Genomic DNA, 11,610 nt, shown 5'->3' on the forward strand with positions numbered 1-11,610 from the left:
CGGTCGCGGTGCCGTCGCTGACATGCGTCTTCAGAGCCGGTTCCATGCCCGGATATTAGAGCGACCGCACACCGCCCGGCCGGATACGATCGGCGGCCTGATGTCCGCAACACTCGTCGCCAAAGACCTCGCCGCCGGCCACGGCGAGCGCGTGCTGTTCTCCGGTCTCGATCTGGTCGTCGCCCCCGGCGACGTGGTCGGCCTCGTCGGCGCCAACGGCGCGGGCAAGTCCACACTGCTGCGCCTGCTGGCCGGCCTGGCCTCCCCGGAGAACGGCTCACTCGCGCTCGGCCCGCCCACCGCCACCGTCGGCCACCTCCCTCAGGAGCCCGACCGCCACCCCGGGGAATCGGTACGCGCCTTCCTCGCCCGCCGCACCGGCGTGGCCGAGGCGCAGCGCGCCCTGGACGACGCCACCCGGGCGCTGGTCGACGAACGCCCCGGCGCGGACGACGCCTACGCCACCGCCTTGGAGCGCTGGCTCGCCCTCGGCGCCGCCGACCTGGACGAACGCGCCGAGGAGACCGCCGCCCAGCTGGGCCTCGCCATCAGCCTCGACCAGCCGATGACGGCCCTGTCCGGCGGCCAGGCCGCCCGCGCCTCGCTCGCCTCGCTGCTGCTCTCCCGCTACGACGTCTTCCTGCTCGACGAGCCCACCAACGACCTCGACCTGGACGGCCTGCAACGGCTGGAGTCCTTCGTCACCGGGCTGCGCGCCGGCACGGTCCTGGTCAGCCACGACCGCGAGTTCCTGACCCGTACGGTCAACCGCGTCGTCGAACTCGACCTCGCCCAGCAGCAGGTCAACACCTACGGGGGCGGCTACGCCTCCTATCTGGAGGAGCGCGCCCGGGCGCGGCGCCGGGCCCGCGAGGAGTACGAGGAGTACGCGGACACCAAGGCCGCCCTGGAGACCCGGGCGCACACCCAGCGCAACTGGATGGAGAAGGGCGTCCGCAACGCCCGCCGCAAGGCGAGCGACAACGACAAGATCGCCCGCAAGGGCCGGGTGGAGGCGACCGAGAAGCAGGCCGCCAAGGCCAAGCAGACCCAGCGCATGATCGAGCGGTTGGACGTCGTCGAGGAGCCGCGCAAGGAGTGGGAGCTGCGGATGGAGATCGCCGCCGCGCCCCGGGCCGGCGCCGTGGTGGCCACCCTCCGGAACGCCGAGGTGCGCCGCGGCGACTTCCGCTTCGGTCCCGTGGACCTCCAGATCGACTGGGCGGACCGGGTCGCCATCACCGGCCCCAACGGCTCGGGCAAGTCCACCCTGCTCGCGGCCCTCCTCGGCCGGCTGCCGCTGGACTCCGGCCAGGCCACGCTGGGTCCCGGTGTGGTGGTCGGCGAGATCGACCAGGCGCGCGGCCAGCTCTTCGACGGCCACGGCGAAGCGCCGCTGATGGACGCCTTCCGGGCCTCCGTACCGGACATGGCGCCCGCCGATGTCCGCACCCTGCTCGCCAAGTTCGGCCTCAAGGCGGCCCATGTGCTGCGCCCGGCGCACACCCTCTCCCCGGGGGAGCGCACCCGCGCCGCACTGGCCCTCCTCCAGGGCCGCGGGGTCAATCTCCTCGTCCTGGACGAGCCGACCAACCACCTCGACCTGCCCGCCATCGAGCAGCTGGAGTCCGCGCTCGCCTCGTACCCGGGCACGCTGCTGCTGGTCACCCACGACCGGCGGATGCTGGAGGCGGTGCACACCGCGCGCCGCATCGAGGTCGCCGGCGGGCGGATCACCGACCGGGTGGTGTGAGGCGCGGCGTTCGCTCGGACAATCGATTTGGTTCCGGGGCGGGAGACCCGTAAGGTGTTCCGAGCCGACGCGGGGTGGAGCAGCTCGGTAGCTCGCTGGGCTCATAACCCAGAGGTCGCAGGTTCAAATCCTGTCCCCGCTACTCAGAAGAACAGCAGGTCCGGTGCACAGGCACCGGACCTGCTGCTTTTGTGCCGCCACGCCGTCTGCTCCGGTGCCGTCACGCCGTCCGCCGCCGAGCGCCGGGCCCGGTCCGCCCGTCCTGCCCCACCCTCCGATACGGGGTATACCGGGACGTAAGGCACCGGAGTGAGGAGGCGGCGATGACCCGCAGGTCCACAACCTCTCGGCGCGACCCGGCGACGGCCCGGCTGGGGCGCGGCTTCGTCGTCCTCGCCGTGCTCGGCGCGGTCCTCGCGCTGGCCGGCATCGTGGGCCTGGTCTACGTCGGCGTGGCCACCCTCACGACCATGCTGCTCTTCGGCTGGCTGCTGCTGATCGGCGGCGTGGTGGGCCTGCTGCACGCCCTCCAGTCCCGCGGCTCGAACTTCTTCTGGCTCGCGGTGATCGTGGCGGCGCTGAACATCGCGGCCGGTGTGGTGGTGATCCGCCGGCCCGATGCCACCGCCGCCGCACTCACCATGTTCGCCGCCCTGCTGTTCCTGACCGGTGGACTGTTCCGCCTCGTGGGCGCGGTGGTGGTGCGCGGGCCGCAGTTCGGCTGGACGCTGGTGCAGGGCGCCTTCGGCATCCTGCTGGGCGTGCTGGTGCTCGGCAACTGGCCGCACAGCAGCCTCTACGTCATCGGCTGCTTCTTCTCGCTCGCGCTGCTCTTCGACGGGCTGGGACTGATCGCGATGGGCGTCGGCGGTCGCCGGGTCGTCGGTATGGTCGAGGAGAGCAGAGTGGCCGGATCCGGACCCCTCTCCGGCGGCTCCGGCGAGGATGCCGTGACGCCCGCCGAGCACCGGCCTCGGAACAAGGAAGAGTAGCGACAGAACGCGTCGCGAGATTGATCAATTCCGGCAGAATCGGCCAAAAGGCGTCGATAGGCGCTGACTTGTGTTCAGGGGGTCGGTCCGGACCAACACATTCTCAACACTCTTCGTGTGAGGATGCCTTCCGGACCCCCAGCAGAACCTCCTGAGGAGCTGACCTCCTCGCTCGCATACGAAGGTGTCTGGCGGTTCACCGCACCGGCACTGGAGTCCTCGGTGCCCCAGGCGCGCCACGCGGTCCGGGACCTGCTCGGCGAACAGCAGGTGCCCGTCGCCGAGGCCATCGTGGACGGACTGCTGCTGATCGTCTCCGAACTGGTCACCAACGCCGTCCGGCACGCCGCGCTGCTCTCCCCCGAGATCGCCGTCCAGCTCACCATCGGCGCGAACTGGCTGCGGGTCGCGGTCGAGGACGACCACCCCTACCGCCCCAAGGCGCTGGAGGCGGACGAGGGCGATGTCGGTGGCCGCGGCCTGTGGCTGGTCAAGATGCTCACCGCGGAGGCGGGCGGCAAGTGCGACGTCGAGCACACCGTGAACGGTGGCAAGGCCATCTGGGCCGAGCTGCCGCTCACCCCGCTCGCTACCAGCCCGCCGACTGCCCGGTGAGCTCGCGGACCGCGGGGCGCGCCGCGTCCAGCACGGTCATGAACCACGCGGAGAACGGCGCCCGCGCATGCCGCTCGGCCAGTTCCTCCGGCGTGACGAACGCGATCTCGCCGATCTCCTCGGGATCCGGCTCCGGCTGTGTCCGCACCAGCCCGACGAACAGGTGGTTGAACTCCTGCTCGACGAGCCCGGAGTCCGGGTCCGGGTGGTTGTAGCGCACCGTGCCGGCCTCCGCGAGGAGCGCGGGCGCCAGCCCCAGCTCCTCCGCGGTCCGCCGGGCCGCCGCCGCGAACGGCGTCTCGCCCGGATACGGGTGGCCGCAGCAGGTGTTGGACCACACGCCGGGGGAGTGGTACTTGGACATCGCCCGGCGCTGGAGCAGCAGCCGCCCCTTCTCGTCGAAGAGGAACACCGAGAACGCCCGGTGCAGCTGACCGGGGGGCTGGTGCGCCGCGAGCTTCTCCGCGGTGCCGATCGTCGTACCGTCCTCGTCGACCAGCTCCAGCATGATCGGCTCGGCGGCGCCGTCCGGCGCGCCCACCACCGGGGTCCCGGCGGTCTGTCCGTTGGCAGGTGTGATCGGCATGCCCATCCTTGTCGTCGGTCGTCGACGTCAAGTCTGCCCCACCAGGGTCCTGATCAGTGGCAGAGCGCTGCCAGGCGTTCCGCGGTGCTGACGCGACCGGGCGGGAAACGGGAGCCGCGGCGGGGCGCCGGACCCGCCCGCCGGCCCGTGAGAAGGTCCACACCGGCCCGGCCCGACCCCCGCCGCACCGGCCCCGGCACCAACCCGCCCCACCCGTGACCAGCCCACTCATAACCGGCGCCGGCGCGGGCGCCGGACCGGCGGTCAGTTGTTCATGCGCCGCCCGATCCACCATGATGATCGCGGCAGGCGCAGCCGTCGGTCACCCGATCGAGCGGTGAATGCGTGGTGAACGGCCGCATCCCGCGATCCGATAGCCTCTGCCGACGTGCCACCCGGCCCTCCGCGGGCGAGGTGTGCCATGCCCGCCGCCCGGGTAGTTCGTGCCGAATGCGGACCGACCGGCGCTGCCTGGTCCGCATCCAAGGAGTGAGTTCGTCTGTCGACCGCCATCCTCACCGGTCCGCCGGTCGCCGGGTCGCCGCTCGAAGCCGACCTGCGCACGCTGGGCTTCGACGTCCGTACGGCCAGTGAACCGGCGGACGTCGCCGGGCTGCTCGCCGACGTCCCCGCGCAGCAGCGGGTGGCCCTCGTCGACCCCCGCTTCGTCGGCCATCTGCACGCCCTGCGGCTCGCCCTGACCGACCCCCGCTTCCCGGCCGCCGCGGTGCCCGGCGCGCTCACCGCGCAGCCCGAGGCCCGCCCGGCGCTGGCCCGCGCGGCCGGCCGGATCCCGGTCGGCGCCGGCACCGCCCACCTCACCGACGTCCTCACCGACACCCTCACCGAGGCCCTGGACCGCGAGGACATCGGACTCCACCGCGTCGAGCTCGGCAGCCTGGTCGCCACCCTCGCGCTGACCCCGGCCCAGCGCGACGAGGCCCGGGAAGCGGTCGCCGCCGTCGACGACGAGGCGGTCCGGCTGCGCACCGCCGTCAAGTCCCGCGACGGCTTCTTCACGACCTTCTGCATCAGCCCGTACTCCCGCTATCTCGCCCGCTGGTGCGCCCGCCGCGGTTTGACCCCCAACCAGGTCACCACCGCGTCCCTGCTCACCGCGCTGGCCGCGGCGGGCTGTGCGGCCACCGGCACCCGCGTCGGCTTCGCCGCGGCCGGGGTGCTGCTGCTCCTCTCCTTCGTCCTGGACTGCACCGACGGGCAGCTCGCCCGCTACTCGCTCCAGTACTCGACGATGGGCGCCTGGCTGGACGCCACCTTCGACCGGGCCAAGGAGTACGCGTACTACGCCGGACTCGCCCTGGGCGCCGCCCGCTGCTCCGGCGACGACGTCTGGGCGCTGGCGCTCGGCGCGATGGTCCTGCAGACCTGCCGGCATGTCGTGGACTTCGCGTTCAACGAGGCGAGTCACGTTGAGGGGGGTGCGAGCGCCAACACCAGCCCCACCGCCGCGCTTTCCGACCGGCTCGACAGCGTCGGCTGGACGGTCTGGGTGCGCCGCATGATCGTGCTGCCGATCGGCGAACGCTGGGCCATGATCGCCGTTCTGACCGCGCTGACCACCCCGCGCATCGTCTTCCTGGCGCTGCTGATCGGCTGCGCGCTGGCCGCCTGCTACACCACCGCCGGCCGGGTGCTGCGCTCGCTGACCCGCCGGGCCCGGCGCACCGACCGGGCCGCCCGGGCGCTCGCCGACCTCGCGGACACCGGGCCGCTGGTCGAGCTGATCTCCGGCGGCGCCCGCGGCCGGGGCCGCACCGGTTCCCTCCTCGCGCCCGTTATGGCGTTTCTCTCGTCCGCGGTGCTGCTGGTCTGGGTGATCTTCCAGAAGAACCCCGCCTCCTGGCTCACCGTCGGCGTCGCCGTCTGCTCCGCGCTGCTCGCCGGCGCGGCCGTGTCCCGCCCGCTCAAGGGCGCTCTCGACTGGCTCGTACCGCCCTTCTTCCGGGCCGGCGAATACCTCACGGTGCTCGTGCTGGCCGCCCGGTCGGGCGCCCACGGAGCGCTGCCCGCGGCGTTCGGGCTGATCGCGGCCGTCGCCTACCATCACTACGACACGGTCTACCGCATCCGCGGTGGCACCGGGGCCCCACCGCGGTGGCTGGTCCGGGCGACCGGGGGGAGTGAAGGACGGATCCTCGTGGTCACGGTCCTGGCCGCCCTGCTGCCCGCCACAGGTTTCACAATCGCGCTCACGGCACTCGCTGTGCTCCTGGCGCTGCTGGTGCTCAGCGAGAGCATCCGCTTCTGGGTGTCTGCTCACTTGGGCGGCGCACCCGCCGTACACGATGAAGGAGAACCCGCATGATCGGCCTCGTGTTGGCAGCCGGCGCCGGACGGCGTCTGCGCCCCTACACCGACACCCTGCCGAAGGCACTGGTGCCGGTCGATGGGGAGAAGACGATCCTGGACCTGACCCTCGGCAACTTCGCCGAGATCGGCCTGACCGAGGTCGCGATCGTCGTCGGCTACCGCAAGGAGGCCGTGTACGAGCGCAAGGAGGCCCTGGAGCAGCAGTACGGCCTCAAGCTCACCCTCATCGACAACGACAAGGCCGAGGAGTGGAACAACGCCTACTCCCTGTGGTGTGCCCGTGACGTGATCGCGGCCCACGACTCGGTGATCCTCGCCAACGGCGACACCGTGCACCCGGTCTCCGTCGAGCAGACCCTGCTCGCCGCCCGCGGCGACGGCCGGCAGATCGTCCTCGCGCTGGACACCGTCAAGCAGCTCGCCGACGAGGAGATGAAGGTCGTCGCGGACCCCGCCAAGGGCGTCCGGAAGATCACCAAGCTGATGGACCCGGCCGAGGCCACCGGCGAGTACATCGGCGTCACCCTCATCGAGGGCTCGGCCGCCGCCGAGCTGGCCGATGCCCTCAAGACCACCTTCGAGCGGGACCCCGACCTCTACTACGAGGACGGCTACCAGGAGCTGGTCAACCGCGGCTTCAAGGTGGACGTGGCGCCGATCGGCGCCGTCAGGTGGGTCGAGATCGACAACCACGACGACCTCGCGAAGGGCCGTGACATCGCATGCCGGTACTGACCCGCCTCATTCCGTCCCCGGTCGTCGTCGACATCAGCGCCGGCGCCCTGGACGACCTGGCGGGCCTGCTGGCCGATCAGCGCATCTCCGCGTCTGGCAAGCTCGCCATCGCGATCAGCGGCGGCTCGGGGGCGCGGCTGCGCGAGCGGCTGTCCCCCGCGCTGCCCGGCGCCGAGTGGTACGAGGTCGGCGGCGGCACCCTGGACGAGGCGATCAAGCTCGCCGACGCCATGAAGAAGGGGCACTACGACGCGGTCGTGGGCCTCGGCGGCGGCAAGATCATCGACTGTGCCAAGTACGCCGCGGCGCGGATCGGCCTGCCGCTGGTGGCGGTCGCGACGAACCTGTCGCACGACGGCCTCTGCTCCCCGGTCGCCACCCTCGACAACGACGCGGGCCGCGGCTCGTACGGCGTGCCGAACCCGATCGCCGTGGTGATCGACCTCGACATCATCCGCGAGGCACCGGTCCGCTTCGTCCGCTCCGGCATCGGCGACGCGATCTCCAACATCTCCGCGGTCGCGGACTGGGAGCTCTCGCACCGCGAGACCGGCGAGGCCATCGACGGGCTGGCCGCGGCCATGGCCCGGCAGGCCGGCGAGGCCGTGCTGCGCCACCCCGGGGGCGTCGGCGACGACAGCTTCCTCCAGGTGCTGGCCGAGGGGCTGGTCCTCACCGGCATCTCGATGTCGGTGGCCGGCGACAGCCGTCCGGCCTCCGGCGCCTGCCACGAGATCAACCACGCCTTCGACATCCTCTTCCCCAAGAGGGCGGCGAGCCACGGCGAGCAGTGCGGCCTCGGTGCCGCGTTCGCCACCCATCTGCGCGGGGACCGGGAAACCTCCGCGCTGATGGTCGAGGTGCTGCAACGGCACGGGCTGCCGGTCACCCCGGGCGAAATCGGCTTCACCGACGAGGAGTTCGTCCAGGCCGTCGAGTTCGCCCCGAAGACCCGTCCGGGCCGCTACACGATCCTGGAGCACCTGGACCTGTCCACCGACCAGATCAGGGACGCATACGCCGACTATGCCGAAACCATCAGTAGCTGAACTCCGCCCGGTCGTTCACCCCGAGGGCGTGAAGGACCGGCGCAGCGGTGAGCACTGGGCCGGCCGCCTCTACATGCGGGAAATCTCGCTGCGCTGCGACCGGCACCTGGTGAACACCCGGGTCACGCCCAACCAGCTGACCTACCTGATGACCGTCTTCGGCGTCCTCGCGGCCCCGGCGCTGCTGGTGCCGGGCGTCTGGGGCGCCGTGCTCGGCGTGCTGATGGTCCAGCTCTACCTGCTGCTCGACTGCGTCGACGGCGAGGTGGCGCGCTGGAAGAAGCAGTTTTCGCTCGGCGGCGTCTACCTGGACCGGGTCGGCGCCTATCTGTGCGACGCCGCGGTGCTCGTCGGCTTCGGCCTGCGCGCCGCCGATCTGTGGGGCCCCGGGCGCATCGACTGGCTCTGGGCGTTCCTCGGCACGCTGGCCGCGCTCGGCGCGATCCTGATCAAGGCGGAGACCGACCTCGTCGGTGTGGCCCGGCACCAGGGCGGGTTGCCGCCGGTCAAGGAGGCGGCGTCCGAGCCGCGCTCGTCCGGTCTGGCGCTGGCCCGCAGGGCCGCCGCGGCGCTGAAGTTCCACCGGCTGGTCCTCGGGATCGAGGCGTCCCTGCTGATCCTGGTCCTGGCGATCGTGGACGCGGTGCGGGGCGACCTGTTCTTCTCCCGGCTCGGCGTCGCGGTGCTGGCCGGCATCGCGCTGCTCCAGACCGTGCTGCACCTCGTGTCCATCCTCGTCTCCAGCAGGCTCAAGTGACCGCGGCTCCCGGGATGCGGCTCGGCGCGGTTGTCCTGACCATGGGCAACCGCCCCGACGAGCTGCGCGCGCTGCTGGACTCGGTCGCCAAGCAGCACGGCGATCCGGTCGAGATCGTGGTGGTCGGCAACGGCTCCCCGCTGCCGGAACTGCCCGACGGCGTACGGACCGTGGAACTCCCCGAGAACGTCGGCATCCCGGCGGGCCGCAACGTCGGCATCGAGGCGTTCGGCCCGCACGGCGGCGACGTCGACGCCCTGCTCTTCCTCGACGACGACGGGCTGCTGGCCAACGAGGACACCGCGGAGCTGTGCCGCGCGGCGTTCGCCGCGGACCCCGCGCTCGGCATCATCGGCTTCCGGATCGCCGATCCGGACACCGGGCGGACCCAGCGCCGGCACGTCCCGCGGCTGCGCGCCTCGGACCCGATGCGCTCGTCGCGGGTGACCACCTTCCTCGGCGGCGCGAACGCGGTCCGTACGGAGGTGTTCGCGGAGGTCGGCGGGCTGCCCGACGACTTCTTCTACGCCCATGAGGAGACCGACCTGGCCTGGCGGGCGCTGGACGCCGGCTGGCTGGTCGACTACCGGTCGGACATGGTCCTGCACCACCCGACCACGGCCCCGGCCCGGCACGCGGTCTACCACCGCATGGTGGCCCGCAACCGCGTCTGGCTGGCCCGCCGCAACCTCCCCGCCGTGCTGGTTCCGGTCTACCTCGGCGTCTGGTTCCTGCTCACCCTCGCCCGCCGGCCGTCGTGGCCGGCGCTGCGGGCCTGGCTGGGCGGCTTCAAGGAGGGCTGGGCCACCGCATGCGGTCCCAGGCGCCCCATGAAGTGGGCTACCGTTTGGCGACTGACCCGACTGGGCCGCCCTCCCATCATCTGACAAGCTCTTACCTGAGAGCATCAGGCGCGAACCGGGGCGAGCCCCGGCAGCGCACCTTGAGGACGAAAGTGTCAACTGTGAGCGAGACCACGCACGACAGTGCGGTCGCCATGAGTGCCCCGCCATCCGCCGACGAAGGGCTCACGGCGGCCCAGCGGGCCCAGAAGTACGGGCTCGCGCAGAGCGGTGCCCGCCCCAGCCTCGCGGAGTACATCCGGCAGCTGTGGGACCGCCGGCATTTCATCTCCGCCTTCTCCAGCGCCCGGCTGACCGCGCAGTTCAGCCAGGCGAAGCTGGGCCAGGTCTGGCAGGTGGCGACGCCGCTGCTGAACGCGCTCGTGTACTACCTCATCTTCGGCCTGCTGATCGGCACCCGGAAGGGCGTTCCGGACTACGTCCCGTTCCTGGTGACCGGCGTCTTCATCTTCACCTTCACCCAGAGTTCGGTGATGGCGGGCACCCGCGCGATCTCCGGCAGCCTGGGCCTGGTGCGCGCGCTGCACTTCCCGCGGGCCTGCCTGCCGATCTCGTTCTCGCTGATGCAGCTCCAGCAACTGCTGATCTCCATGGGCGTGCTGGTGGCCATCCTGCTGGGCTTCGGCCAGGTGCCGACCTGGTCCTGGCTGCTGGTGATCCCGGCGCTGGCGCTGCAGTTCGTGTTCAACACCGGTCTGGCGATGGTCATGGCCCGCCTCGGCAGCAAGACGCCGGACCTGGCGCAGCTGATGCCCTTCATCATGCGGACGTGGATGTACGCGTCCGGCGTGATGTTCAGCATCGACCTGATCCTGAAGGGCAAGCACGTCCCGCACATCGTCGAGGTGCTGCTCTACGCCAACCCCGCCGCGGTCTACATCGACCTGGTGCGGTTCGCGCTGATCGACAGCTTCAAGGCGCACCAGCTCCCGCCGCACGTGTGGGCGTTCGCGGGCGGCTGGGCGCTGCTGGCGGGCGTCGCGGGCTTTGTGTACTTCTGGAAGGCTGAGGAGCGGTACGGACGTGGCTGAGCAGATGGACGGCGTCCAGCCGACGGCAGCGGCGCAGGAGCGGATCCCGACCGTGATCGCGGACGAGCTGCACATCGTCTACCGGGTGTACGGCACCGGTACGGGCAAGGGCAGCGCGACCGCCGCGCTCAGCCGCATCGTCCGGCGCCGGCCCTCGGTGGGCGTGCGCGAGGTGCATGCGGTCAAGGGGGTCTCCTTCACCGCCTACCGCGGCGAGTCGATCGGCCTGATCGGCTCGAACGGCTCCGGCAAGTCGACTCTCCTCAAGGCCGTCGCCGGCCTGCTGCCCGCCGAGCGCGGCAAGGTCTACACCCACGGCCAGCCCTCGCTGCTCGGCGTCAACGCGGCCCTGATGAACGACCTGACCGGCGAGAAGAACGTCATCCTCGGCGGGCTGGCCATGGGCATGTCCCGCGAGCAGGTCCGCGAGCGCTACGACGAGATCGTCGACTTCTCCGGCATCAACGAGAAGGGCGACTTCATCTCGCTGCCGATGCGCACCTATTCGTCCGGTATGGCGGCCCGGCTGCGGTTCTCCATCGCGGCGGCCAAGGACCACGACGTGCTGCTGATCGACGAGGCGCTGGCCACCGGCGACCGGGCCTTCCAGAAGCGCTCGGAGGCCCGCATTCGGGAGCTGCGCAAGGAAGCCGGTACGGTCTTCCTGGTCAGCCACAACAACAACTCCATCCGCGACACCTGCGACCGGGTGCTGTGGCTGGAGCGGGGCGAGCTGCTGATGGACGGCCCGACGGACGAGGTCATCAAGGCGTACGAGAAGCAGACGGGCAAATAGCCCATCTGCGGCGGAAGGCCCTCGCGAGTCCGGTTCGCGGGGGCCTGTGAGCGTTAAAAGATGGTCAACTCCGCGGATTCCGGGAACGGTTCGGATCTCCGT

The 11,610-nt window shown here is 71.4% G+C and carries 11 protein-coding genes and 1 tRNA gene; 11 read left to right on the forward strand and 1 reads right to left on the reverse strand.

Annotation, left to right across the window (positions count from 1 at the left end; all coding sequences use genetic code 11):
* Window positions 1–100: 100 nt before the first annotated feature.
* From RZ84_RS31870 to RZ84_RS31885, 4 genes are all read left to right on the forward strand, one after another.
* Window positions 101–1,753: an ABC-F family ATP-binding cassette domain-containing protein gene (locus RZ84_RS31870; RefSeq protein WP_043267869.1), complete on the forward strand. Its 1,653-nt coding sequence runs from the start codon at window positions 101–103 to the stop codon at window positions 1,751–1,753.
* 68 nt (window positions 1,754–1,821) lie between these two features.
* Window positions 1,822–1,895, forward strand: a tRNA-Met gene (locus RZ84_RS31875).
* Window positions 1,896–2,076: 181 nt separating this feature from the next.
* The gene (locus RZ84_RS31880) at window positions 2,077–2,745 is read left to right on the forward strand and encodes an HdeD family acid-resistance protein (protein WP_078894420.1); all 669 of its coding nucleotides are present in this window, start codon (window positions 2,077–2,079) and stop codon (window positions 2,743–2,745) included.
* A 123-nt stretch (window positions 2,746–2,868) separates the two neighbouring features.
* Complete coding sequence (locus RZ84_RS31885) at window positions 2,869–3,360, forward strand: ATP-binding protein (protein ID WP_043267871.1); 492 nt, start codon at window positions 2,869–2,871, stop codon at window positions 3,358–3,360.
* On the opposite strand, the gene idi is transcribed toward RZ84_RS31885, so the two are convergent.
* Window positions 3,335–3,946, reverse strand: a complete 612-nt coding sequence (gene idi, locus RZ84_RS31890) for an isopentenyl-diphosphate Delta-isomerase (RefSeq protein ID WP_043267874.1) — start codon at window positions 3,944–3,946, stop codon at window positions 3,335–3,337. The genes RZ84_RS31885 and idi overlap by 26 nt on opposite strands.
* A 499-nt stretch (window positions 3,947–4,445) precedes the next feature.
* On the opposite strand from idi, the gene RZ84_RS31895 reads away from it, so the two are divergent.
* The 7 genes from RZ84_RS31895 to RZ84_RS31925 all read left to right on the forward strand — a co-directional run bounded on the left by RZ84_RS31895 (window position 4,446) and on the right by RZ84_RS31925 (window position 11,508).
* Complete coding sequence (locus tag RZ84_RS31895) at window positions 4,446–6,272, forward strand: DUF5941 domain-containing protein (RefSeq protein WP_043267876.1); 1,827 nt, start codon at window positions 4,446–4,448, stop codon at window positions 6,270–6,272.
* Window positions 6,269–7,012, forward strand: coding sequence for a phosphocholine cytidylyltransferase family protein (locus tag RZ84_RS31900; RefSeq protein WP_043267878.1), 744 nt, complete (start codon window positions 6,269–6,271; stop codon window positions 7,010–7,012). Before RZ84_RS31895 ends, RZ84_RS31900 begins: the two co-directional genes overlap by 4 nt.
* Window positions 7,000–8,061 (forward strand): iron-containing alcohol dehydrogenase family protein, encoded by a 1,062-nt coding sequence (locus RZ84_RS31905; RefSeq protein ID WP_043267880.1) that lies wholly within the window; start codon window positions 7,000–7,002, stop codon window positions 8,059–8,061. Before RZ84_RS31900 ends, RZ84_RS31905 begins: the two co-directional genes overlap by 13 nt.
* Window positions 8,039–8,818: a CDP-alcohol phosphatidyltransferase family protein gene (locus RZ84_RS31910; protein ID WP_078894821.1), complete on the forward strand. Its 780-nt coding sequence runs from the start codon at window positions 8,039–8,041 to the stop codon at window positions 8,816–8,818. Before RZ84_RS31905 ends, RZ84_RS31910 begins: the two co-directional genes overlap by 23 nt.
* 14 nt (window positions 8,819–8,832) lie before the next feature.
* Entirely contained in the window at window positions 8,833–9,705 is an 873-nt protein-coding gene (locus tag RZ84_RS31915) for a glycosyltransferase family 2 protein (RefSeq protein ID WP_043267884.1), read from the forward strand.
* Between the two features lie 77 nt (window positions 9,706–9,782).
* Window positions 9,783–10,712: an ABC transporter permease gene (locus RZ84_RS31920; protein ID WP_043267887.1), complete on the forward strand. Its 930-nt coding sequence runs from the start codon at window positions 9,783–9,785 to the stop codon at window positions 10,710–10,712.
* Between the two features lie 4 nt (window positions 10,713–10,716).
* Window positions 10,717–11,508, forward strand: coding sequence for an ABC transporter ATP-binding protein (locus RZ84_RS31925; RefSeq protein WP_043271467.1), 792 nt, complete (start codon window positions 10,717–10,719; stop codon window positions 11,506–11,508).
* Window positions 11,509–11,610: the final 102 nt, after the last annotated feature.

This window comes from Streptomyces sp. CT34, assembly GCF_000805335.1.
In the GTDB taxonomy this organism is placed as follows: Bacteria; Actinomycetota; Actinomycetes; order Streptomycetales; family Streptomycetaceae; genus Streptomyces.